The sequence below is a fragment of the Bradyrhizobium sp. SZCCHNR1053 genome (genome assembly GCF_032381235.1).
Lineage (GTDB): Bacteria > Pseudomonadota > Alphaproteobacteria > Rhizobiales > Xanthobacteraceae > Bradyrhizobium.
This window is the reverse complement of sequence record NZ_JAUHJM010000009.1, coordinates 157,343-181,042: the sequence shown is the minus strand read 5'-3', so window position 1 is coordinate 181,042 and position 23,700 is coordinate 157,343. Positions and strand designations below refer to the sequence as shown.

The 23,700-nt window shown below is 66.6% G+C and carries 22 protein-coding genes; 9 read left to right on the top strand and 13 right to left on the bottom strand.

The annotated features are described in order from the left end of the window. The first annotated feature begins 50 nt into the window (after nucleotides 1-50). Entirely contained in the window at nucleotides 51-1,556 is a 1,506-nt protein-coding gene (locus tag QX051_RS21195) for an MFS transporter (RefSeq protein WP_315777469.1), read from the top strand. Here the strand turns inward: QX051_RS21195 and QX051_RS21190 are convergent. Both QX051_RS21190 and QX051_RS21185 read right to left on the bottom strand, forming a co-directional pair. Further along, a complete protein-coding gene (locus QX051_RS21190) occupies nucleotides 1,553-2,335 on the bottom strand; it encodes an LssY C-terminal domain-containing protein (protein WP_409998118.1) in 783 nt (260 codons plus the stop codon). The two genes, QX051_RS21195 and QX051_RS21190, sit on opposite strands and share 4 nt — an antisense overlap. Before the next feature lie 286 nt (nucleotides 2,336-2,621). Then, on the bottom strand, nucleotides 2,622-2,924 hold the full coding sequence (locus QX051_RS21185) for a hypothetical protein (protein ID WP_315777467.1): 303 nt from the start codon (nucleotides 2,922-2,924) through the stop codon (nucleotides 2,622-2,624). Between the two features lie 252 nt (nucleotides 2,925-3,176). Between QX051_RS21185 and QX051_RS21180 the strand changes: the two genes are divergently transcribed. The 5 genes from QX051_RS21180 (at nucleotide 3,177) to QX051_RS21160 (ending at nucleotide 8,795) form a co-directional block, all read left to right on the top strand. Then, nucleotides 3,177-3,902 (top strand): sulfite exporter TauE/SafE family protein, encoded by a 726-nt coding sequence (locus tag QX051_RS21180; RefSeq protein WP_315777466.1) that lies wholly within the window; start codon nucleotides 3,177-3,179, stop codon nucleotides 3,900-3,902. 19 nt (nucleotides 3,903-3,921) lie between these two features. Next, complete coding sequence (gene radA, locus QX051_RS21175) at nucleotides 3,922-5,412, top strand: DNA repair protein RadA (RefSeq protein WP_315777465.1); 1,491 nt, start codon at nucleotides 3,922-3,924, stop codon at nucleotides 5,410-5,412. 173 nt (nucleotides 5,413-5,585) lie between these two features. Then, complete coding sequence (locus QX051_RS21170) at nucleotides 5,586-6,212, top strand: CvpA family protein (protein WP_315739453.1); 627 nt, start codon at nucleotides 5,586-5,588, stop codon at nucleotides 6,210-6,212. Between the two features lie 59 nt (nucleotides 6,213-6,271). Continuing rightward, entirely contained in the window at nucleotides 6,272-7,768 is a 1,497-nt protein-coding gene (gene purF / locus QX051_RS21165; protein WP_315739370.1) for an amidophosphoribosyltransferase, read from the top strand. A gap of 283 nt (nucleotides 7,769-8,051) precedes the next feature. Further along, entirely contained in the window at nucleotides 8,052-8,795 is a 744-nt protein-coding gene (locus tag QX051_RS21160) for an SDR family NAD(P)-dependent oxidoreductase (RefSeq protein ID WP_315777464.1), read from the top strand. 61 nt (nucleotides 8,796-8,856) lie between these two features. Here QX051_RS21160 and QX051_RS21155 read toward each other — a convergent pair whose 3' ends face one another. Genes QX051_RS21155 through QX051_RS21145 form a run of 3 tightly spaced genes read right to left on the bottom strand, consistent with a single transcriptional unit; the run spans nucleotide 8,857 to nucleotide 11,365 of the window. Continuing rightward, nucleotides 8,857-9,174 (bottom strand): hypothetical protein, encoded by a 318-nt coding sequence (locus QX051_RS21155; RefSeq protein WP_315739368.1) that lies wholly within the window; start codon nucleotides 9,172-9,174, stop codon nucleotides 8,857-8,859. Nucleotides 9,175-9,209: 35 nt separating this feature from the next. After that, complete coding sequence (locus QX051_RS21150; RefSeq protein ID WP_315777463.1) at nucleotides 9,210-10,451, bottom strand: patatin-like phospholipase family protein; 1,242 nt, start codon at nucleotides 10,449-10,451, stop codon at nucleotides 9,210-9,212. Further along, nucleotides 10,448-11,365: a DUF3313 family protein gene (locus tag QX051_RS21145; protein ID WP_315813217.1), complete on the bottom strand. Its 918-nt coding sequence runs from the start codon at nucleotides 11,363-11,365 to the stop codon at nucleotides 10,448-10,450. Before QX051_RS21145 ends, QX051_RS21150 begins: the two co-directional genes overlap by 4 nt. A 161-nt stretch (nucleotides 11,366-11,526) precedes the next feature. On the opposite strand from QX051_RS21145, the gene QX051_RS21140 reads away from it, so the two are divergent. The 3 genes from QX051_RS21140 (at nucleotide 11,527) to QX051_RS21130 (ending at nucleotide 14,777) form a co-directional block, all read left to right on the top strand. Continuing rightward, entirely contained in the window at nucleotides 11,527-12,165 is a 639-nt protein-coding gene (locus QX051_RS21140) for a TetR/AcrR family transcriptional regulator (protein WP_315739365.1), read from the top strand. A gap of 101 nt (nucleotides 12,166-12,266) precedes the next feature. After that, entirely contained in the window at nucleotides 12,267-13,406 is a 1,140-nt protein-coding gene (locus QX051_RS21135) for a hypothetical protein (RefSeq protein ID WP_315777461.1), read from the top strand. A 144-nt stretch (nucleotides 13,407-13,550) separates the two neighbouring features. Next, nucleotides 13,551-14,777 (top strand): ABC transporter substrate-binding protein, encoded by a 1,227-nt coding sequence (locus QX051_RS21130; protein WP_315777460.1) that lies wholly within the window; start codon nucleotides 13,551-13,553, stop codon nucleotides 14,775-14,777. A 99-nt stretch (nucleotides 14,778-14,876) separates the two neighbouring features. Here the strand turns inward: QX051_RS21130 and QX051_RS21125 are convergent, their stop codons facing one another. The 8 genes from QX051_RS21125 to QX051_RS21090 form a co-directional block, all read right to left on the bottom strand. Beyond that, nucleotides 14,877-16,097, bottom strand: a complete 1,221-nt coding sequence (locus QX051_RS21125) for a PLP-dependent aminotransferase family protein (RefSeq protein WP_315777459.1) — start codon at nucleotides 16,095-16,097, stop codon at nucleotides 14,877-14,879. A 136-nt stretch (nucleotides 16,098-16,233) separates the two neighbouring features. After that, nucleotides 16,234-17,487, bottom strand: coding sequence for a TCR/Tet family MFS transporter (locus tag QX051_RS21120; protein WP_315777458.1), 1,254 nt, complete (start codon nucleotides 17,485-17,487; stop codon nucleotides 16,234-16,236). 29 nt (nucleotides 17,488-17,516) lie between these two features. Next, nucleotides 17,517-18,887, bottom strand: a complete 1,371-nt coding sequence (der, locus tag QX051_RS21115) for a ribosome biogenesis GTPase Der (RefSeq protein ID WP_315739359.1) — start codon at nucleotides 18,885-18,887, stop codon at nucleotides 17,517-17,519. An 82-nt stretch (nucleotides 18,888-18,969) separates the two neighbouring features. Next, entirely contained in the window at nucleotides 18,970-19,500 is a 531-nt protein-coding gene (locus QX051_RS21110; RefSeq protein WP_315777457.1) for a hypothetical protein, read from the bottom strand. Nucleotides 19,501-19,546: 46 nt separating this feature from the next. Next, nucleotides 19,547-20,200 (bottom strand): tetratricopeptide repeat protein, encoded by a 654-nt coding sequence (locus QX051_RS21105; protein ID WP_315777456.1) that lies wholly within the window; start codon nucleotides 20,198-20,200, stop codon nucleotides 19,547-19,549. Between the two features lie 177 nt (nucleotides 20,201-20,377). After that, nucleotides 20,378-21,970 carry a class I adenylate-forming enzyme family protein gene (locus QX051_RS21100; RefSeq protein WP_315777455.1) on the bottom strand — a complete coding sequence of 531 codons (1,593 nt, stop codon included), beginning with the start codon at nucleotides 21,968-21,970 and terminating at the stop codon, nucleotides 20,378-20,380. Between the two features lie 167 nt (nucleotides 21,971-22,137). Continuing rightward, nucleotides 22,138-22,962 (bottom strand): 3-methyl-2-oxobutanoate hydroxymethyltransferase, encoded by an 825-nt coding sequence (panB, locus tag QX051_RS21095; protein ID WP_315777454.1) that lies wholly within the window; start codon nucleotides 22,960-22,962, stop codon nucleotides 22,138-22,140. A 2-nt stretch (nucleotides 22,963-22,964) separates the two neighbouring features. After that, nucleotides 22,965-23,552: an NnrU family protein gene (locus QX051_RS21090; RefSeq protein ID WP_315777453.1), complete on the bottom strand. Its 588-nt coding sequence runs from the start codon at nucleotides 23,550-23,552 to the stop codon at nucleotides 22,965-22,967. Nucleotides 23,553-23,700 lie beyond the last annotated feature (148 nt).

Sequence of the window (23,700 nt, the reverse complement as noted above, 5' to 3'; positions counted from 1 at the left end):
AGACGACGAACGCGCCGAATGAACAACGGGTTGCGCAGGCGAGCGCGCCGATGTCGAAACGTAATCGCTGGCTCATCCTCCTGACCGTCTCCAGCGCGCTGGCGCTCGTCGTGATCGACATGACGGTGCTCTATACGGCGCTGCCGAGCCTGACCCATGAGCTGGCTGCAACGGCCTCGGAGAAATTGTGGATCGTCATGGCCTACGGGCTCGTCGTCGCCGGCCTGCTTCCCGGCTTCGGCTCGCTCGGCGATCGCGTCGGGCACAAGAGGACGTTCGTAGCCGGCCTCATCGTCTTCGGACTGGCCTCGGTCGTGGCCGCCTATTCGCCGACCGCCATGGCCCTGATCGGCGGACGCGTCCTGCTCGCGATCGGCGCCGCGCTGATGATGCCGGCGACGCTGTCGATCATTCGCATCACCTTCTCCGATGATCACGAACGGGCGCTCGCCATCGCGATCTGGGGAGCCGTTGCGTCCAGCGGGGCGGCCGTCGGCCCCTTGGTCGGCGGTGTCCTGCTGGAATATTTCTGGTGGGGCTCGGTCTTTCTGATCAACGTGCCGCTCGTCGTGCTGGCGCTGATCGCCGGCCTGCTGCTGATTCCTGCACCGGCCGATCGTGCTGAGCGCGACTGGGACCTCCTCGGTTCAGTGCAGGTGATGGCCGGGCTGATCGGCTTCGCCTACGTCGTCGAGGAGCTCGGCAGTCGCCAGTCTTCCTATGTCGTCCTTGCCGGCACGGCTGTCGCGACGGTCATCATGTTGACGGTGTTCGTACGCCGTCAATTGCGTCTCGAGAATCCTTTGCTCGACTTCACCCTGTTCCGAAACGTCGAGTTCACGCTCAGCGTGATCACCGCGATCGTGGCTTCACTCGCCATTGCGGGGACGGAGCTCGCGATCAGCCAGCGCCTGCAACTCGTCCTCGGCTATTCGCCGCTGCAGGCGGCATTGTACATCCTTCCGGCCCCGCTCGGTGCCTTCATCGGCGGGCCGCTCGCGAGCCTGATGCTCCGTCGCGTCCGAGCCGCCACCACGATGTCCGGCGCGCTGTTGATCGCAGGCATCGGCGCGGCCGGCTACCTGCTCTGCTACAACGCCAGCCTGGCGCTGCAACTGATCTGCATCGCGGTCAATGGTCTAGGGCTAGGAGCATCCATCGCCGCCGCCTCCAACGCTGTGATGAATCACGCACCTGAAGGCCGCGAAGGCATGGCCGCGTCGATCGAGGAGGTGTCGTTCGAGCTCGGCGGCACAATCGGCATCAGCATTTTCGGAAGCATTCTATCCGGAGTCTATACGGCGTTCATGGTTCTGCCCGACGGCCTCGGCATTCCCGCCGTTGCGCGCGACAGCATCGACGAGGCGCTGATCGCCGCCGAGCGGCTGCCGACCGAGCTCGCTGCCCTCGTCACCTCGCACGCTCATCGCGCCTTCGATCAGGCGTTCCTGACTGTCGTCTGCGTTGCGATGGTCGTCCTGCTCTGCACCGCCTTCCTGGTCCGGCCCCGAGCAGAGCGAACGACCTCGAACGCGGCTCGTCAGCAAGTCCACTAGGCCGGCGACGAAGACCCCTCATGCGCGTCGGCATTGGCGGCGATCACCACGCTCGCCAACGCGATGTCGCCGTCCGATACGTAGTGATTGACCCGCTCGGGCAGACTCCGGCCGGCCTTATAGAGCTCGACGGTCTCGATCGATCGTGTTCTGATCAATTCGGCCATGATGTAGTCCCGCTCCGCATTCGCATCCGGATCGGTGGCGTGCGTGATCTGAAAGGTCAGTCGGGTGAGCGACAGGCCCGTATCCTTCGTGCCGGCACCGACCCAGAGGACGGACTCATCGGCCGCAGGCGTGTCGGTCGTTAACCAGAAATCGCCAGCGTTCCAGCTCTTCTCGGCGTGGGCGAGGTCAACGGCCCAGAACCGGACGTGATGACGCTTTCGCGGACTATTGCCGATGGCTTTCTGAAAGCCGATATCCTGGCCGCGACCGAACAGATAGAGGGTGCTGAAAGGAGCAGTGGGGTACGGCCTGGCGAGGACGAAGGCGCGGACCATGGCGCACGAGCTTGCCAGCCCCAATCGGTCCGCCTCGCACCAACCGATCGCAGCAAAGCTCGCGCGGAGCTGTCGAAGCGTGCCGATCAGGGCGAGATTGACGGGGTCACCGGGCAATCCATCGCCGGTGATCGTGTAGCTGGGCACCCTCCGACTCTGAAGGATCCTGAGACTCAATCGGATCACGCGTGGCAGAACGACATAGGCCGCGATTGCGTAGCTGACGCCGACGGCGGCAATCCAGGGCAGCCTGCGGTCCGCCGTCTCGAACACCACGAACACGATCAGCCAGACCGTGAAGATCCCGAGCCCGGCGACCAGCACGCGTTGCATGAGGCGTAAGAGCAGTCGCACTGGATCGGTCCGGTGAAAACGAGGTGATCAGCAATCGCGTTTTCGGTAGGGTGTCCGATCTTCTCTTCGTTGGCAACACCGCACGTGAAGGCACGAGGCGGCCCGGTCGCCGGCGCTATGACGAGGTTGTCCGCCCTGGGTTGCTCGACATTCGTCTGCGGCGGCACGCAGCCCCGAGCCAGCCCAAAGACAGCCGGACTGCGCGTGCTTACGCCGACAGCCGCTCGGCGTTGGCCGCGACATAATCCCGATAGAGATCGACGACCGCGGCCGGGCTCGCGCCGGCCATCAGCTTCGCCGTCGCCTCCAGGGCTGCAGCGATCTTTTCGCTGACCATCAGCTCCGCCTCCTCGCCCGCATCGGCTTCGCCGCGCGCGATCTTTTCCAGCCGGAGCCGGATGACCTCGCCGGCTTCCATGGCCAGCATCGCGGCCGTGAACCAGGGGAACTCCGCATCGGCGGTTGCCGTCAGGGACGGCCGCATCTGCAAAGACATCGGGGTTTTGCTCATCGTCATCGTCCGAGAACATCAGCGGACGTGCGAGGAATACGCTTCAACTTTTAATGATGCGGACGCACAATCATCGACGATTTCGAGTCGACACGAACCGCCGATTAACCACACGGCGCAGCTTCTCCCCGTCATTTGCGCGCGGAGCGAAACAATCCAGAATCCCTCCGTGGAGACAGTCTGGATGGCTTCGCTCCGCCGCTCCGCTCGCTATGACGTGGGGATAGAGCTCGTCTGCTGGAGGCGACAATCTTGGGCTTCCTGTTCGTGCTCGCGATAGGCCTCGTTGCCGGCACCTTGTCCGGCATCGTCGGCACCGGCTCGTCGATCATGCTGATGCCGGTGCTGGCGTACGAGTACGGCCCGAAGGAGGCCGTGCCGATCATGGCGGTGGCCGCCGTCATGGCCAACCTGTCGCGCATCCTGGCATGGTGGCGCGAGGTCGACTGGCGCGCCTGCGCAGCCTATTCGGTCACCGGCATTCCGGCCGCCGCACTCGGCGCGCGCACCTTGCTGATCCTGCCGTCGCAGGCGGTCGATATCACGATCGGCCTGTTCCTGATGGCGATGGTGCCGGTACGGCATTGGCTGACGCGGCACGACCTCAAGGCCAACCTCTGGCACCTCGCGCTCGGCGGTGCGGTGATCGGATTTCTGACCGGCATCGTGGTCTCGACCGGGCCGCTCAGCGTGCCGCTGTTCCTGTTCTATGGGCTGTCGAAGGGCGCCTTCCTCGCCACCGAGGCTGCGAGCTCGCTCGGGCTCTATGTCTCGAAATCCATCACCTTCCAGCGCTTCGGCGCGTTGACGCCGGACATTCTGCTCAAGGGCCTGATCGCCGGCGGCTCGCTGATGGCTGGCGCCTTCGTCGCCAAACGCTTCGTGCTGCACATGAAGCCCGATGTGTTCCGCGTGGTGATGGATGGCATCATGCTGGCCGCGGGCCTAAGTATGTTATGGAACGCCACCCACTCCTGACGGCACCGATTCTCACCTCATGGCCAAGACCACGCTCTCCTTCGTCTGCCAGAACTGCGGCGCGGCCTATTCGCGCTGGCAGGGCAAATGCGAGGCCTGCGGCGAGTGGAACACGCTGGCGGAGGAAGACACGACGGGCGCGACCTCCGCGCCGGTGTCGCTGCGCTCCAAGCGCAAGGGCCGCACGTTCCAGCTGGAATCGCTCACCGGCAAGAGCATCGACGCGCCGCGGCTGTCGTCGGGCATGACCGAGCTCGACCGCGTCACCGGCGGCGGCTTCGTGCGCGGCTCGGTGCTGCTGGTCGGCGGCGATCCCGGCATCGGCAAATCGACGCTTCTGACCCAGGCGACCTCGATGCTGGCGCGCGCCGGCCATCGCGCGGTCTACATTTCCGGCGAGGAAGCTGTCGCCCAGGTGCGGCTGCGCGCCGAGCGCCTCGGGCTTGCGGATGCGCCGGTACAACTGGCGGCTGAGACCTCGGTCGAGGACATCATCGCGACCCTGTCGGAAGGCGGCGTGCCGCGACTGATCGTGATCGATTCGATCCAGACGATGTGGACCGACACCGTCGAATCGGCGCCGGGCACGGTTACCCAGGTGCGCGCCTCGGCGCAGAAGCTCATTCGCTTCGCCAAGAAATCCGGCGCCGCCATCATCCTGGTCGGCCACGTCACCAAGGACGGCCAGATCGCCGGCCCCCGCGTCGTCGAGCACATGGTGGACGCGGTGCTGTCGTTCGAGGGCGAGGGCTCGCAGCAGTTCCGCATCCTGCGCGCCGTCAAGAACCGGTTCGGCCCGACCGACGAGATCGGCGTGTTCGAAATGACCGGATTGGGTCTGCGCGAGGTCACCAACCCCTCCGAGCTGTTTCTGTCCGAGCGCGATCTCGGCAGCCCCGGCACGGCGGTCTTTGCCGGGATCGAGGGCACCCGCCCCGTGCTGGTCGAAATCCAGGCCCTGGTGGCGCCGACCTCGCTCGGCACGCCGCGCCGCGCCGTCGTTGGCTGGGATCCGAGCCGGCTGTCAATGGTGCTGGCCGTGCTGGAGGCGCATTGCGGCGTCAAGCTGTCGGGCCACGACGTCTATCTCAACGTCGCCGGCGGCCTGCGCATCAACGAGCCGGCGGCGGATCTCGCCGCGGCCGCAGCTCTGGTCTCCTCGCTGGTCAACGCGCCGCTGCCGCCCGATGCGGTCTATTTCGGCGAGATTTCGCTGTCGGGCGCGGTCCGCCCGGTGGCGCAGACCTCGGCGCGGCTGAAGGAGGCCGCCAAGCTCGGCTTCGGCCGCGTCGTGCTGCCGGAGCGCGCCCGCGGCGAGGCCGGCGGCGATGCCGGGCTCAGCCTCAATACCGTCGGCGGATTGACCAGCCTGGTCGCCGACATCGCCGCGCGAGGCACGCCCCGCGCCCGCCACGACGGCAGCCGGGACGAGGGTGAGCAGGGCCGCCGTGGCCCCAGCCATGCCGAAAAAAATGCCACACCAGCGAGATTCCGCCGCCAGGACGGCTAGCCGGACCGTGACGTTCGCGTGACTCGCCGCTATACAACGCCGCAACCGGGCGCCCACGCGGGATGGTGCAGCGTCCGGACTTGCCGGGGAACCCTGCTCTCCTCCGCCTGGAGGGGCGGTCCTCCGTCAATTCGAAGCGAACCTTGGACCTGACAAGCGGACCTGAGCAGCCGATGCCGATAACGATCCTCGATCTCATCCTGCTCGGCGTGATGCTGGTGTCGGGGCTGCTCGCGATGGTCCGCGGCTTCATGCGCGAGATCCTGTCGATCGCCGCGTGGGGCGCGGCGGCCCTGGTCACGCTTTATTCATTCTCGAAGCTGCTGCCGACCGCCAAGACCTATTTCAACAACGATACCGTCGCCAGCGTCGTGGTCGTTGCCGGTACTTTCGTGGGCACCCTGCTCATCGTCTCGGTGATCACGGTCAAGATCTCCGACATGATCCTCGATTCGCGCATCGGCGCGCTCGACCGCACCCTGGGATTCCTGTTCGGACTGGGCCGTGGCCTCCTGATCGTGGTCGTCGCCTTCCTGTTCTTCAGCTGGCTGGTGCCGGACAAGCAGCGTCCGGACTGGGTCACCGGGGCCAAGTCCCGCGTGGTCCTGCAGGGAACCGGGGATTGGCTGATGTCGCTCTTGCCTGATGATCCCGAGAACACCATTTTAAAGAAATTCAAGAAGAACAAGCCGGACGACGACCAGACTGACACCGAGTCGCCCGGAGTGGGCGGCGATGGGTACAGCAAGCCTGCCCGCGACAGCTTGAAGAAGCTGATCGAGAAACCCGCGGCCAAGTGAGCCTAGCCCAGAAGAGAGGCGCGATGGACCAGCACCACGATTCTTCCGGCGAAGCCCAAATGGACTCCCACGCGGATCTGGACTTCGGACCTCAAGCCTACCTCAGAGACCCAGACCTTGACGGAGACACGCTGCGCGAAGAGTGCGGCGTGTTCGGCATTTATGGGCACAATGACGCCGCCGCGATCACCGCGCTCGGCCTGCATGCGCTCCAGCATCGCGGCCAGGAGGCAGCCGGCATCGTCTCCTACGATGGCGCGCGCTTCCACAGCGAGCGCCGCCTGGGTCTCGTCGGCGACACCTTCTCCCGCCGCGAGGTGATCGAGCGCCTGCCCGGCAATGCCGCGATCGGCCACGTCCGCTACGCCACGACCGGCGCGACCATCCTGCGCAACGTGCAGCCGCTGTTCGCCGAGCTCAATGCCGGCGGCTTCGCGGTCGGCCACAACGGCAACCTCACCAACGGCCTCACCCTGCGCCGCGAGCTGGTGCGCGCCGGCGCCATCATGCAGTCGACCACCGACACCGAGGTGATCCTGCATCTCGTCGCGCATTCCCGCCGCACCAACTTCATCGATCGCTTCATCGAGGCGCTACGCGCGCTCGAAGGCGCCTACTCGCTGGTCTGCATGACCAACAAGAAGCTAATCGGCGCCCGCGATCCCCTCGGCATCCGCCCGCTGGTCTATGGCGAGCTCGAAGGCTGCCCGATCCTGGCGTCGGAGACCTGCGCGCTCGACATGATCGGCGCGCGCTACATCCGCGACATCGAGCCGGGCGAGGTCGTGATCTTCGACGAGACCGGCGCGCACAGCCACAAGCCGTTCCCGCCGAAGCCGGCGCGTCCGTGCGTGTTCGAATACATCTATTTCGCGCGGCCCGATTCCGTGGTCGGCGGCCGCTCGGTCTACGAGGTGCGCAAGGCGTTCGGCGCGCAGCTCGCGCGCGAGAGCCATCCCGACGTCGACGTCGTGGTGCCGGTGCCGGACTCCGGCGTGCCGGCGGCGATCGGCTACAGCCAGCATTCCGGCGTGCCGTTCGAGCTCGGCATCATCCGCAATCACTATGTCGGCCGCACCTTCATCCAGCCGACCCAGGCGATCCGCGAATCCGGCGTGCGCATGAAGCACTCGGCCAACCGCGCCGCGATCGAGGGCAAGCGCATCATCCTGATCGACGACTCGCTGGTGCGCGGCACCACTTCGCGCAAGATCGTGCGCATGATGCGCGACGCCGGCGCCACGGAGGTGCATTTCCGCCTCGCCTCGCCGCCGATCCTCTACCCCGACTATTACGGCATCGACCTGCCGGACCGTGGCGGCCTCTTGGCGGCGACGCATTCGCTCGAGGAGATGCGCGAGCTGATCGGCGCGGATTCGCTGGCGTTCCTGTCGATCGACGGCATGTACCGCGCCATGGGCGAGCCGGCCCGTGATCCGGCCGCACCGAAATACTCCGACCACTGCTTCACCGGCAGCTATCCCACCCACCTCACGGACCAGGCGATGGTCGAGTCGACCCAGCATCAGCTGTCGCTGTTGGCCGAGGCGAGCTGAGGTTCTTTCCACACGCAGTCATTCCGGGGCGATGCGCAGCATCGAACCCGGAATCCCGAGCTTGCTGATCCCCGTATCATCTCCAGATTCCGGGTTCGAGGCCTGCGGCCTCGCCCCGGAATGACGATGCGTCGTGAGCTGTCGTCCCGGCCAAAACCGGGACCCATCATCGCCAGCCGTCATTGGCGGGCAGGACTAGCCACAGACAGCCAACTCCCTCATAACCGCCGCGGAGTATGGGTCCCGGCTTTCGCCGGGACGACGACGTCAGAGATTTGCGACCATGACCCTTCCCCTCGCCTCCCGTATCGCTCTCGTCACCGGCGCCTCGCGCGGCATCGGCCATGCGACCGCCCGCGCGCTCGCCCGCGCCGGTGCGCATGTCGTCGCCGTTGCCCGCACCCAGGGCGGGCTGGAGGAGCTCGACGACGAGATCCGGAAAGAGACCGGCAACGGTGCCACCTTGGTGCCGCTCAGCATGACCGATAGCGACGGCATCGCTCGGCTCGGCGCCGCGCTGCACGAGCGCCACGGCAAGCTCGACATTCTCGTCGGCAATGCCGCCGTGCCCGGCCCGTCGTCGCCGCTCGGCCATATCGACCTCAAGCCCTGGAACGACGTCGTCGCCGTCAACCTCTCCGCCAACTTCCAGCTGATCCGCTGCATGGAGCCGCTGCTGAAGGCCTCCGACGCCGGCCGCGCGGTGTTTCTCACGTCAGGCGCCGCCCACAAGGCCCAGGCCTATCTCGGCCCCTACGCCGTCACCAAGGCCGCGCTGGAGACGCTGGCACGGGTGTGGGCGCATGAGACCGAGCGGACGCCGCTGCGCGTGAACCTGTTCAGCCCGGGCCCGATCCGGACCCGCATGCGCGCCACGGTGTTCCCCGGCGAAGATCCGATGACGCTCGAAACGCCGGAGCAGGTCGCCGAGTTCATCGTGCCGATGTGCCTGCCGTCGTGGACCGAGACCGGCAAGCTCTACGAGTACAAGACGCGCACCCTGAAGAGCTTCCAGCCGCCGGCGTAGCCCTGCGCAACCACCGTCATTCCGGGGCAAGGCCGCAGGCCTTGAGTCCGGAATCTCGTTGTTATCTTGCGGTCGGATTGGCGGCAGCCGAGTTCGCCGCGGAAGGCTTGGCCGCCGCAGCCTTGTCCGCAGACGCCTTCGCCGCAGCCGGCGCCTGGCGATCGCGCACTGCCGTCAGCTCCTTGCGCAGCTTCTCCTGCTGCTCCGGCGTCAGCACCGGGCGCTGGTCGTCATGCGGCACGTCGTTCACCGGGAGATAGTTGTACGTATTGCCGTACTGCGCCGTGTCGGACGATGGCGTCGTGCCCGAGGTCGCGCAGCCGCCGAGCAGCACGGACGTCAACAGCGCCGCGCTCCCCAGCGCTGAACGCAAGGTCACGTGCCACGTCAATCGCAAGCAGGCCCGGCGGAAGTTCATCGGGCGGCCGCCGCCATCGTGCGCGTGGCCCCCTGCGCCGTGATGCCGTGCTCGTTGGACTGCAGCCCCGGCAGGCTCTTCACCCAGGGATAGCCGCGCTGGCCCATGTCGTGGCCGCGATCGAACAGCGCGGTCATGTAGGTGCGATCGAACGGGCCGTCGGCCTTGACCTGGAAATCGGCCGGCACGCTGGCGAGGTTGAAGTCGATGCCGTTGAACTTCGCCACCGAGTAGATGCGGTAGATGTCGCCGATGCCCTGGTTCTTGATCAGGGTCGACAGCGAGCGCTGCGTCACCGAGAGCACGTCGGCGCCGACGCTGTCCCATTGCGGATCGATGCGGGCGTTACGGATGACGTAGAGATGTGCGCCGCTCACGCTCCTGCGCGGGCCGCGGCCGGAGACGAGGCGCAGCACCGAGGGACCGATGAACACCTGCCGGGTGACACCGCCGTCGACATGCAGCTCGTCGTAGTCCTTGTCGCCGATCCGCACCTTGATGCGAACCGGGGCGAAGGCGCCCGGCACGGTCGCGGAGGCCAGCAGCACCTGACGGAACAGGGCGATCGCCTCTGGCGTATCGGCTGCTGCGATGCGGCCCATGTCCCACAGCACCGGACGCTGCGCATCGAGATTGGTGGTGCCGACCAGCAGCACCCGGCCCTTACTGCTCTCGCGCGCGACGTCGCGGAGAAACTCGCGATCGACATATTTCTCGATCAGCCGCGACAGCGGCGTGTTGTCGGCCAGCGCCGAGCCCTGGAGCAGGCCGGGAACGTTGACCGTGAAAATGTCCTTGCGCTCGTAGGCGGTGAAGATCTCGCGCAGCTTGTCGTCGTGCTCGCGCCCCAGGAAGACGAACGGCGCGATCAGCGCGCCGGAGCTGACGCCCGTCACCATGTCGAACGACGGCCGGTTCCCGGCCTCGCCCCAGCCGGCCAGAAGCCCGGCGCCGAACGCACCGTTCTCGGCACCACCGGAGATCGCGAGGAAATTCAGCGGACGCGAGATCGGGATTTCGGCCGACGCGCGCGACATCGCGGCCTCGGCAAAGCGCGGCGCCGGCTCATCACCCCAGTAGCGGACGTTGCGGAAGCCGACCGGGTCGGCGCTGACGGCAGCCGCTTCCGGCAGCGCGTTGCGCGGCATGATGGCTGCGCAGGCCGCCAGCAACAGCGACGCGGCGAACGCGAGCAGGATACGCGGGACAAGCGCGCGGAACGAGGCGGCAGACTTCATCGCGACGCTTGCTGCTCCACGCTTGCGATCTCCGGCGACGGCTGCCGCGCGTCGGGCCTGGCCTCGTCGGCGCCCTTGTCAGTCCAGCCCGGCGGCAGGCCCAGGCCGGCACCGACAAAGCCCTTCAGGCCGGGGAAGCGTCCGTACTGCTCACATGCGGCATATTTGGGAGCGCCACCCAGCTTGGCCGGCACGCTCGACACCGAAGGCAGCGAGGCCAGCGACGGGACGCCTGAGAACGGCGACTCGCCGGTCGACACCAACTTGGCGAAGTCGGCGCCGAACTCGGAAGCGAGGTCGTAGGCGTCGCCGTCATTGGCCATCCGCGCATTGGAGACCGAGTTGGCGCCGCGCGCCCACACCATCGCGGCCTTCTGGAAGCCGGCAAAGTCGCGCGCCTCGGCCTCGACGGACAGCGTGCCGAGCCCGACCGGCAGCCGGGGCACCGGCACGGGAACGCCCGGCAGCGCGACGCTCTTGGCGATGGACGCCGCCTGCGAGGCTGCCGATGCGGTCGCGTTGGTCGCCGTGGCATGGGTGACGGTCGCCTTGACCGTCAGATCCGCCTCCTCGCGGGGTCCGACGATCTGGAATCGCTCGCTGAGACGCAGGCACATTTCGCGGCTGATGACGTTGGCCACCAGCTTGCGCTCGTTCTCGTCGAGGGCGATGTCGGGACGCGGCGGAAACGCGGTCGGCTCGATCCGGATCGTCTTGGCCTCGAGCAGCTCCTTCTTGTTGGCCTTGATCTGCGCGCGCGTCACCAGGCCGTTGGCATCGGCGAGGCGATCGTAATTCTTGAGCGAGCCGGCCCGCTCGAGCGGAGCAGTGGCGCAGCCGGCCGTTGCCAGCGCCAGGGAAATCAGGGCCGTCGACTTCAGCGGAGCGAGACGCATCGTAGCGGGGAGACCCATTGACAGATAGCTCACTCTAATTAAGTCTCACAAGCAGCAGCGCTTGTCCAACTAAACTAGATCAAATTCTCTAGATTAGAGCGGCGAGAAATATTATTTTATATTACAAGCAGTTGGCGGAAACGACGAATGTGGCGAGAGTTGGCCCGACGGGACGCGCGATGAGAAAGGTCGATCCGGTCAAGCACGAGCAGAAGCGCCAGGGGATTCTCCAGGCCGCCCTGTCGTGCTTCGTCAGGAACGGATTCCACGGCGCCAGCACCACCGACATCTGCGCTGCGGCGAAGATCAGCCCGGGCCACCTCTATCATTACTTTCCCAGCAAGGAGGCGATGATCCAGGCGCTGGTCGAGCAGAATCTGAGCCACGCTGCATCGCGCCTCCAGGCAATCCTGGCCTCGCCCGACGTGATCGACGCCCTGGTGCAAGAGCTCGAGAGCGCCAGCATTCACCAGCCGCAGGCCCAGGTCCTCAGCGCCGAGGCCTTGGCCGAGGCCTGTCGCAATGCCGACTTTGCCGCCATCGTCCACGCGCATGCGCGCGCGATGCGGGCGCTGCTGGTCGACTTCCTCACCAAGGCACAGGGCCGCGGCGAGGTCGATCCCCGCCTCGATCCGGAGGCGACCGCGAACATCCTGTTCGTGATCGTCGACGGCGCACGTGCGCTGCCGATCCGCAATCCGGCGGTCGATATCAAGCAGAGCAGTGAGCATCTGCGGCTCATGCTGACGCGCTTTCTGCGGCCGCCCACGTTGCCGACGCCGCCGAAAAAGGAAGCTGTGGAGCAGGCGCCCGTCTGAGCCTGCCGATCGGCGTGCCCCCGCGCGATTGACACCCCGCCATGCCCGCGATTGACTGCGCTCATAAGCGGATGACCGCAGCACATATCGGGGAGGACGGCATGACGCGAGCACGACGCGGACGCGCGACAAGGCCTGCCCTGGTCATTCTGCTGTTCGCCGTTGCGGCCGGCAACGTCCTCTTCTCTCGCGGCACCAGCGCCGCAGCGGAGGTGCCCGCGTTCGCGGTCGAGCCGTCCTGGCCGAAGCAGCTCCCCAACAACTGGATCCTCGGCCAGGTCGGCGGCATCACGGTTGATCACCAGGGCCACATCTGGGTCATTCACCGGCCGCGCTCGCTGACCGACGACGAGAAAGGCGCCACGCTCAATCCGCCGCGATCGAAATGCTGCATGCCGGCGCCCCCGGTGCTCGAATTCGATACCGACGGCAATCTCTTGCGCGCCTGGGGCGGCCCGGGCCCGGGCTATGAATGGGTCGGCCGCGAGCATGGCATCGAGGTCGACGAACGCGGCTTCGTCTGGATCGGCGGCAATGCCGACAATGACAACGCCATCCTGAAGTTCACGCTCGATGGCAAGTTCGTCGCTCAGATCGGAACGATGGCGCCGAGCAAGGGCTCCAACGACACCACCCAGCTCGGCAAGCCCGCGGAGACAGCGATCGACAAGGAGGCGAACGAGATCTACGTCGCCGACGGCTACGGCAACCGCCGCGTCATCGTGTTCGATGCCACCACCCTCGCCTACAAGCGGCATTGGGGAGCCTACGGCCATGTCCCTGATGATGCCAAGCAGCCACCGTATGATCCCAAGGCACCGGTCGCCCAGCAGTTCGGCAATCCCGTGCACTGCGTGAAGATCGCCGACGATGGTCTCGTCTATGTCTGCGACCGCATCAACGACCGCATCCAGGTGTTCAGGAAGGACGGGACATTCGTGACCGAATGGTTCTTCGAAAAGAACACGCTCGGCAATGGCGCGGTGTGGGACATCGCGATCTGGCCGGATCCGAAGCAGACCTACCTGCTGTCTGCCGATGGCGAGAACAACGAGATCCGCATCATCAGGCGGGATGACGGCAGCGTGGTTGGCAGCTTCGGCCACAATGGCCGCAATGCCGGCCAATTCCATTGGGTGCACGCGATGGCTGTCGACCGGCAGGGCAACGTTTATACCGCCGAGGTCGACACCGGTAAGCGCATCCAGAAATTCCGGCTGACCTCGGACGCCCTGCGTTAACGCTCAAGCGAAACGCACAAACCTTGCGCGCGTCTCGCGCCTTTTGGCGCATTGCCGCAACTCACAAGACCGGCTATCCAGGGAGACCGACGGCAAAGGGCGCCCAAGAAGCCCCGCCGTGACACGACACCAGGGAGGACTTCGATGACGACGTCTCATACGCGGCGGATGGCCGCGTTGCTTGCTGCCACCACGCTCAGCTTTGCCGGCTCCGCCTTCGCCGACGACAAGGTCGTCAAGATCGGCGTGCTCAACGACATGTCCAGCCTGTATGCCGACATCGGCGGGCCCAACTCGGTCGCAGCCGTCAACATGGCGGTCGAGGATTCAGGCCTTAAGGCCAAGGGCTGGACCATCGAGGTCATCAGCGGCGACCACCAGAACAAGCCCGACGTCGGCGTCAACATCGGCCGGCAGTGGATCGACACCCAGAAGGTCGACGTGATCATGGACACGCCGAACTCCGGCGTGGCGCTGGCCGTCTCCAATCTGGTCAAGGAGAAGAACTCGATCCTCCTGAACTCCGGCGCGGCCACTGCCGACCTCACCGGCAAGGCCTGCAACGCCAACACGATCTCCTTCACCTACGACACCTACATGCTCGCCAACGGCACCGGCAAGGCGCTGACCAAGGCCGGCGGCGACACCTGGTTCTTCCTCACCGCGGACTACGCCTTCGGCCATGCGCTGGAGCGCGACACCTCCGCAGTCGTGACCAGCAGTGGCGGCAAGGTGCTCGGCTCGGTCAAGCATCCGCTCAACACCGCGGACTTCTCGTCCTTCCTGCTGCAGGCGCAATCGTCGAAGGCCAAGGTCATCGGCCTTGCCAACGCCGGCGGCGACACCACCAACTCGATCAAGCAGGCTTCCGAATTCGGCATCGTCCAGGGCGGTCAGAAGCTCGCCGCGCTGTTGTTGTTCGTCAACGACGTGCATGCGCTCGGGCTCAAGGTCGCGCAGGGCCTGACCTTCACCGAGTCGTTCTACTGGGACCTGAACGAGCAGACCCGCGCCTGGTCCAACCGCTTCCAGAAGCTGTCACCGAAGGGCACGATGCCGTCGATGACGGTGGCCGGCGTCTACGCCGGCGCGCTGCACTACCTGAAGACGCTCGAGGCACTCGGCGGCAATCCGCATGACGGCGCCAAGGTCGTGGCCAAGATGAAGGAGATTCCGACCGACGATCCGCTGTTCGGCAAGGGCCCGCTGCGCGCCGACGGCCGCCGCCTGATCCCGGCCTATCTGTTCGAGGTCAAGAAGCCCGAAGAGTCCAAATATCCGTGGGATTACTACAAGCTGATCGCCAAGATCGCGCCCGAGGATGCCGCCAAGCCGCTCGAGGCCAGCGAGTGCCCGCTGGTGAAGAAGTAATCCGATAGCTCCGATGCGGGATGCGGTGGATTAGCATCGCGTCCCGCCAGTGCCGCTGCGCAGACGATGCGACATTCGCTGCGCAGAATCACGTCATCGTCAGCGCAGCAGACTCGCGAGGCGGCCGATGCCTTCCTCGATCACGGCTTCCTCGGGCAGCGAATAGGACAGGCGGATCGTGTTGGTGCCGCTGCCGTCGTGGAAGAAGGCAGCCCCGGGAACGAACGCCACCTGGGCCTGATTCACGGCCCGGTCGAGCAAGGCGGCACCGGACACGCCGTCCGGCAGGGTGAGCCAGACGAAGAACCCGCCGTCGGGGCGCGTCCACCTCGCTTCTGACGGCATCTGTGCCTCGAGTGCCCTCAGCATCGCATCGCGCTTGAGCCGATAATGCGCGCGCGCCCGTGCGATCAGCCCGGCATGCCCTCCGTCTTTCACGAGCCTGTGCATCACGATCTGATTGATCGCTGACACGTTGAGGTCGCTCGCCTGCTTGACGAGGACGAGACGGCTGATGATGGCGCGCGATGCACAAACCCAGCCGATGCGCAGGCCTGGCGCGACCGTCTTCGAGAACGTTCCGAGATGGATGACGCGGGAAGCATCGAGCGAGCCGCGGCGACGGACGTCCAACGACTGCAGCGACTGCATCTCGTCGCCGTCGAAACGCAAGGCAGAATAGGCGCTGTCCTCCAACACCGGCACGTCCAGCTCGCCGGCGAGATCCAGGACATCGGCACGCGCCGAACGCGACAGCGTCTCACCGGTCGGATTGGCAAAGTCCGGCACGACATAGACGAACTTCACGCGCGCCCCCGCAGCTTCTTTCGCGGCTTCGTCCGCGTAGGAGGCCGGGGTGCGGTTCGCAGCGCGTGGACCGATCGAATCGTAACGCGGCTCGTAGGCCGAAAAGGCCTGCAGCGCGCCAAGATAGGTGGGAACGGTGACGAGCGCCGTATCGCCGGGCGTGAGCAGCAGCTTGCCGAGAAAATCGAGCGCCTGTTGCGATCCCGCGGTGACGAGGATGTTGTCTGGCGAGGCCGCTATGCCCTGCGCGGTCATGTACTCGGCGATCCACTGGCGAAGCGGACCGTAGCCCTCGCTGACGGCATATTGCAGAGCAGCGGAAGCCACGTCGGGCGACGCCAGCGCATCGGCATAGACCTGCGCCGCCGCTGCTACAGGAAACAGCGCGGGATCGGGGATGCCGCCGGCGAACGAAATCATGCCGGGCCGCTCCAGCACCTTGAGCAGCTCGCGGATCTCCGATGCCTTCATGCGATCCGCGCGGCGCGCGTAGACGGGCTTCCAGCTCACCAATATTCCTCCCGTGGTTCGGCTATTTATGTCAGTATTATTGACCTATTTTGAAGCGTGTGCAATCCCCGTCCCGCGAGAGCGCGAGAGCTGCATCGGTGGGGTCAGGGGATGAGAACCTTCAGGCCGGCGCGCTACTCTAGCTGCTCTTTGCCGAGGACAGCGTCCGCACCGCAATCAGGAGAGCGACGATCAGCAACGCCGACGCCAGCAGGAACGGCGCGCCGGGTAGATGCGCCGGCGCGGCCGCTCCGATGAAATAGGCAAAGGTCAGCGTGAACAGGAAGGGACCTGCGAGTTGGGCCACGCTCTGCACGCTCGACGTCGCTCCCTGTAGCTGGCCCTGTCTGTCCGGTGGGACGAGGCGGGTCATCAAAGCCTGCATGGCCGCGCCGGAGACGCCCCACAGCGCCATCACGGGAATGCCGAGCCAGCTCAACGGCCCGGTCGGCGCAAGGCCGAAGATTAGGAAGCCCACCGCCCCCGCGGACAGGCCGAGCATCAGCGCGCCGCGCTCGCCGAGCAGGCGGACGATCAGCCCCACCGCCCCGCCCTGCACCACCATGGCGCAGATGCCGACCATCGCCAGCGTCAGCCCGACCGTGCGCGTATCCCAGCCATAGCGATAGGTCGCGTAGAGCACGAAGGTCGACGGCAGCACGACATGAGCGAGCTGGGTGATGAAGTTGACGACCGACAGTCCGCCGAGGATGCGATCCGAGCGCAGCAATTGCAGCGCGCCGAGCGGGCTCGCGGCTCGCCATTGGAACGGACTGCGCCGCTTTGACGGCAGCGATTCCGGCAGCACCAGCAGTCCGTACAGTGCGTTGGCGAAGCTGAGCGCGGCTGCAGCCCAGAACGGCAGCCGCGGGTCGATGTCGCCGAGCAGGCCGCCGGTGGCGGGGCCCAGCACGAATCCCGCGCCGAACGCCGCGCCGATGCGCCCGAAGATCGCCGCACGCCGGTCGGGCGGCGTCAGGTCGGAGATGTAGGCGAAAGCCGTCGAGATGCTGGCCGAGGTGACTCCGGAGATCAGGCGCCCCACGAACAGCCACGCGAGCGACGGCGCCAGCGCCATCAGCACGTAGTCCGCGGCCAAGCCGAAGTTCGACAGCAGGATCACCGGCCGCCGGCCGAAGCGGTCGGACAGGCTGCCGAGCACCGGCGAGAACACGAACTGCATCAGCGCCCAGGCGGTGCCGAACAGGCCGAAGATGCGCGCCGCCTGCGCAGTGTCGTTGCCCACGAAGCTCTCGATCAGCTTCGGCAGGATCGGCATGATCAGCCCGAGCGCGAGCATGTCGAGCAGGATGGTGACGAAGATGAAGGCGACGGCGCCGCGGCGTGGGGCCGGCGCATCTTCTGTCGCGACGCTCGGCGGGCTTGCTTCCATGGCCGGACCGCTTCCGCTGACGCAACTGATCAGTTCGGCCGCTTGCGCTTGTGCGCGAACGGGTTGGCTTTCTCGCGCAGGGTGATGCGCACCGGTGTGCCCGGCAGCTCGAAGGTCTCGCGCATCGAGTTGGTGAGATAGCGCAGGTACGATTGCGGGATCGCGTCGGCCCGCGAGCAGAACAGCACGAAACTCGGCGGCCGCGCCTTGGTCTGGGTGATGTAGTTCAGCTTGAGCCGGCGGCCCGACACCGCCGGCGGCGGGTTGTCGGCGATCGCCTGCTCGAACCAGCGGTTCAGCGCCGCGGTCGGCACGCGCCGGTTCCAGATCGCGTAGGCTTCGACGATCGCCTGCATCAGCCGGTCGATGCCCTCGCCCATCAGGCCCGACACCGCCACGATCGGCGCGCCCGCGACCTGCGGCAGCCAGTGGTCGGCATCGCGGCGCAGCATCGAGATCTGGCCGGGGTTGCCGTCCATCAGGTCCCATTTGTTGACGGCGATGACCAGCGCACGCCCCTCGCGCTCGATCAGATCGGCGATGCGCAGATCCTGCTCCTCGAAGCGGTTCTGCGCATCCATCATCAGCACGACCACCTCGGCGAAGCGCACCGCGCGCAGCGCATCGGCCACCGACAGCTTCTCCAGCTTCTCCTCGATGCGCGAGCGCCGGCGCAGACCTGCGGTGTCGAAGATGCGGAAGCCGCGGCCCTTCCACTCGATTTCGACCGCGATCGAATCGCGCGTCGTACCGGCCTCGGGACTCGTGAGCAGCCGCTCCTCGCCGAGCAGATGGTTGATCAGGGTCGACTTGCCGGCGTTGGGACGGCCGACGATCGCGACCCGGATCGGCCTGTTGGCGCGCTCCTCGTCGGTCTCCTCGTGCTCGTCCTCCTCATCGTCCGTGGGCGGCACGAGCTTGCTGACGGCGTCATAGAGCTCGCCCATGCCCTCGCCGTGCTCGGCCGAGATCTGGATGGGATCGCCAAGTCCCAACGCATACGACTCCATGGCGCCGAGCTCGCCATGCTTGCCCTCGCTCTTGTTGGCGAGCAACAGCACCGGCTTGTCGGCGCGGCGGGCGAAATCGGCGAAGGCGCGGTCGGCGGGCGTCAGGCCGATGCGGGCATCGATCACGAAGAACAGCGCGTCGGCGAGCGCGATCGCGGTCTCCGTCTGCTCCTGCATGCGCGCGGTCAGCGAGCCCTTCGGCCCCTCGTCGAGGCCGGCGGTGTCGATGATCGTGAAGTTGAGATCGAACAGCTTAGCTTCGCCCTCGCGGCGGTCGCGCGTGACGCCCGGCATGTCGTCGACGAGCGCCAGCTTCTGCCCGACCAGACGGTTGAACAGGGTCGACTTGCCGACGTTGGGCCGGCCGATGATGGCGATGGTGAAGGGCATGATGATCCGTGCGCGTGAGCGCGCAGCTTTAGCGCATTCGGCCGCAAAACCGAACGGGCGATCCGCCGATTCGCAGGTGAGATTACCGGCTGAAGGAGCCGCTCGGCATCGGCGCCGGGAAGCCGCCGCTGGATCGCTGAGCCGCCGGCTGCTGCGCCGGGGCAGCATCATCCGGCGGTGGTGCCGTGGTGCGGCGGCGCACGATCTTCTTGGGCTTCGGTGCCGGCGGAACGGCGGCAGCGCCCTCCTCGACCGCGGCAGCCTCGCCATCCTGCGGATCGGCCGTCGTCGGGTTGTTCACGGCCGCCTGCCGCCGGCCCTTTCTACCCTTGGGCTCCTCCACCGGAGGCGCCGGCGGCGTAGCCGCCTGAGCGCCCGGGTCGGTCATCGGCTGCTGCTGGGCACCCTTGTAGAGTTCCTTCGGCACGCCCTGCTCGAGACCCGGCACGCCCTCCGGGAACACCGGCTTGCGGTCGCCCGGCAGCTTCTTCTTGGTGTCCAGGAAGTCGAGCATGTCCGAGGGGTCGAAACTTCCCCCACTCGCGCAGCCGCCCAGCACGCCGGAAAGCGCAATGAGGACCGTCAGGGCAATGGCACGTTGGGCGCGGCGCATGATCGTCGTTCCAATCAACTCGGTTTCGCCGTCGCGAGGTCCGCGATCAGCTCTTGGCGACTGCAGGCAACAGCGCCTGCAGCGCTTCAGCGCGCGAGCGCAGGCCCGGCGGGGTCTCACCATCCAGCGCAATCATGTCGAGCCATTGGCGGGCCGCCGCGGCATCATTGGCCTTCCACGCCGACAGCGCCAGCAATTCGCGGGCGGCGTGGCGGAACGACGCGCCGGGCGCAGTTTCGCCTTCGAGGCGCTGCTTGAGGTCGGCGTAAGGCGCCGTATCGGCCAGCAGGCCGGCCGCGCGCAGCCGCGCCATCGACTGCTGCTCGGCCCCGATGCTGCGGTCGGCGGCGAGTTCGTCATAGAGCTTCACGGCAGCCGCCTTGTCGCGCATCGCGGCCTCGGCGGCCTGGTGGAAGCGGGCCAGCATGCGGTATCCCGATGGGGCCGTGGCCGCGACATCCGCAAAGGCCTTCTCCGCCTCGGCATGCTTGTTCTGCTCGGAGAGTTCGAGGGCCTTGTTGAAGGCCGAGCCGGCTTCGGCCGCCTTCTGACCCTCGAGATACTGGTAGCCGCGCCAGCCGCCGACGCCGGCGATGATCAGCACGGCAATGGCGATGATCAAGATCGAGTAGCGGTCCCACAGCTTCTTGAGCTGTTCCCGACGGACCTCCTCGTCTACTTCATCAATGAATTCAGACACCTAAGGACATCCCGTCAGGTTCGCTGCGAGCGCGCGCGCATGGGTTTGAAGTGCCGCGCGAGCGGCCCGTTGCCCGCGCGCCGGCGCCGATACCGCATCGGCATGGCGGTGGCAAGGCGAGTCCAGCCGAATCAAGGCGTTACTCCCCGGTTCTGCCACAAGGTCCGAACGCGGCTATCACGCCGTCAAGGCTTCGCGCAACTGCCGTTTCATCACCTTGCCGTTGGCGTTGCGCGGCAAAGGGTCCGCGGTCACGGTCAGGGTTTCCGGGACCTTGTAATCCGAGACCCGCTCGGCGCACCAGCTGCGCAGCGCTTCGGCGCTCATCGGCTCGCGGGTCACGACCACCGCGTGCACCCGCTCGCCGAGCACCGGACATGGCCGGGCGATGATCGCGCTCTCGACCACCGCCGGGTGGCTCGCCAGCACCGATTCGACCTCGGCCGAGTAGATCTTCAACCCGCCGCGGTTGATCATGTCCTTCTGCCGGTCGAACACCCGGACGAAATTGTCGGCATCGATCGAGCCGAGGTCGCCGGAGTGCCAATAGCCGGCGGTAAAGCTCTCGGCAGTGGCCTCGGGCCGGTTCCAATAGCCCTTGATGACCTGGCCGCCGCCGATCCAGATCTCGCCGATCTCGCCGCGCGGCAGCTCCCGCCCCTGCCCGTCCATCACCAGGATGCTGGCGCCCGGACACGGTAGCCCGACGCTGTCAATCTGACGGGCGGTGAGATCAGACGGCATCAGGGTCGCCGGCGAGGTAGTCTCGGTCGAGCCATAGGCGTTGACCAGCCGCAGGCCGGGGATCTTGGCTGCGAGCTTCTCGATGGTCGCGACCGGCATCGGCGCGCCGCCGAAGCCGCCGATCCGCCACGACGACAGATCATGACTGTCGAAGTCGCGCTGCAGCAGGCAGAGATTGTACATCGCCGGGACCATGACCGTGTAGGTCACGCGCTCGCGCGCCGCGAGCTTCAGATACTCGCCGGCCTTGAACTCCGGCATGATGATCAAGGTGCCGGCGCAGCGTGCCATGCTGGTGATGTTGGCGACGACGCCGGTGACATGGCCGAGCGGCACGGCGGCGATCGAGCGGTCGGCGGGCGTCAGCCCCAGGCACGCCTCGTAGATCATCGAGGAGTGCACGATGTTGCAATGGGCGAGCATCGCGCCTTTCGGCCGGCCAGTGGTGCCGGAGGTGTAGAGGATCATCGCAGTGTCCTCTTCGGTCACCTCGACCCGAGCCTCATGCGCGGCATGATCGGCCAGCGCCGCGAAGCCGGAGCGTTGCGGATAGTCGTCGACGGCAATGCGAGCCGCCAACTCTGGCGTCTCGGTGGCGGCCGGCAACCGGTCCGCCAACGCCGCCTCGTGCAGCAGCAGCCGGGCGCCGCAATCGTTCAGCACATAGGCGATTTCCGGGGTCTGCTGCCGGGTCGACAGCAGCACCGTGATCAGCCCGAGCTTGGCCGCAGCAAAAAGCGTGAGCACGAATTCCATGCGATTGCCGAGCAGCACCGCGAGCCGGTCGCCCTTCTGCAATCCCCTCGCCTGCAGCCCGCCGGCGATCCGCGCGGCGGTCTCGCCGACCTCGTGCCACGACAGCCGCACGGCCCCGCAGACCAGCGCCTCGCCGTCGCCGTTGCGCTCCACCGCTTCTTCGACCATGGCCCAGATGTTCGCGGGCCGCTCCGTGAACAACGGAACCACGCGATCGCCGAAACGGGCTTCGCGCCGCATCGGCGGCGTTACATAGGTCGACCAGTCCATGGAGTTTCCCCGAGCTTGGCTTCTTGTCGTTGTTCGCCGCGATGCGGACCAGCCTGAAACATAACCAAGGGATGACGCGCTTGGCTATCTCCGCCAGCGCCGGAGATTCATCCCGTGACGCCGCGCGCACCACGGCGCCAACGGGACGACCAAGCGAGAGGCGCCCATCAGGTCTTTGACCTCATTCCGTAGACATGTTCCGCCGCCGGAAACGCACGGGTACGCACGTCGGCCGCGTAGCGTTCGATCGCCTCGTCGATCGCCGGACCGAGATTGCCGTAGCGGCGGACGAATTTCGGCGCCCGCGGCGACAGGCCGAGCATGTCCTCCAAAACCAGCACCTGGCCGTCGCAGGCGACGCTGGCGCCGATGCCGATGGTGGGGATCGCGATCTGCTGCGTGATCTTGCGCGCCAGCGGCTCGGCCACGGCCTCGATCACCACCGAGAACGCGCCGGCTTGTGCGATCGCCGCAGCGTCGTTCTCGATCGCAGCCCAATCCGCCTCATCGCGGCCCTGGGCACGGAACGAGCCGAGCGTATTGATCGATTGCGGCGTCAGGCCGATATGGCCCATCACCGGAATGCCGCGCTCGCTGAGGAAGGCCACCGTCTCGGCCATCCGCGCCCCGCCCTCGAGCTTGACCGCGCCGCATTGCGTCTCCTTCAGGATCCGCACCGCCGCATGAAACGCCTGCTCCTTCGACGCCTCGTAGGAGCCGAACGGCATGTCGACCACCACCAGCGCCTGGCGCGAGCCGCGCATCACGGCGCTGCCCTGCAGAATCATCATCTCCAGGGTCACCGGCACGGTGGTCTCGAAACCGTGCATCACATTCCCGAGGGAATCGCCGACCAGGATCACATCGCAATGGCGATCCACCAGCGCCGCGGTATGGGCGTGGTAGGACGTCAGCATCACGATCGGCTCGCCGCCCTTGCGGGCGCGGATCTCGGGAGCCGTCTTGCGGCGGACGGTCGACTGCACCGACATCGCTAACCTCCGATGACAGGAATGCCGAGCACGACAGGATGGAACGCGAAGGCCAGCGCGGCATAGACGACGATGCCGACCACCACCGCGATGACGTCGTTGCCGATGCCGCCGACCGGAATCGGCGGTCCGCCGGCATCAGCGCGGCGCTTCAGGGAGATGCGGTCGAACACGGCCCAGGCCAGGATCGAGCCGAACAGGATGATGCCGCCGAGGTCGCCATTGCTGAGCAGGTGGCCGAACGCCCACAGCTTCACGCCCGCCAGCATCGGGTGCTTCAGCACGGTGTAGATGCGGCCGCGGATATAGGCGGCGACGATCATGATCACCGCCGGCAGCATCAGGGCGAGATTGATGTGCTTGAGCGCCTTCGGCGGCGTCCACACCTGGATCCAGCCGCCGCCATGGCGGTACTCGGCAAAGCCCCAGACAATCAGGGCGAGGCCGGCGAGCGCCACGACGGTGTAGACGAGCTTGTAGGTGCTCTCACCCATCCGCGCGATGACCTGCGCGCGCGCCCCGCGCCGGGTCGTGAACACATGGGCGCCGAGAAACAGCACCAGCCCCACCACCATCACCAGAAGTCCCACGGCGTCCCCCTTCGCATGCACATGACCTGTACGTGGGCATCGGTATCATTTCCGGGGGCGGCCTCGCAACGTGGCGCGGAGACCGTCTGCAAGCCGCACGCTGCCGATTCGCCATCACACATCGTCATTCCGGGGCGACGCGTCAGCG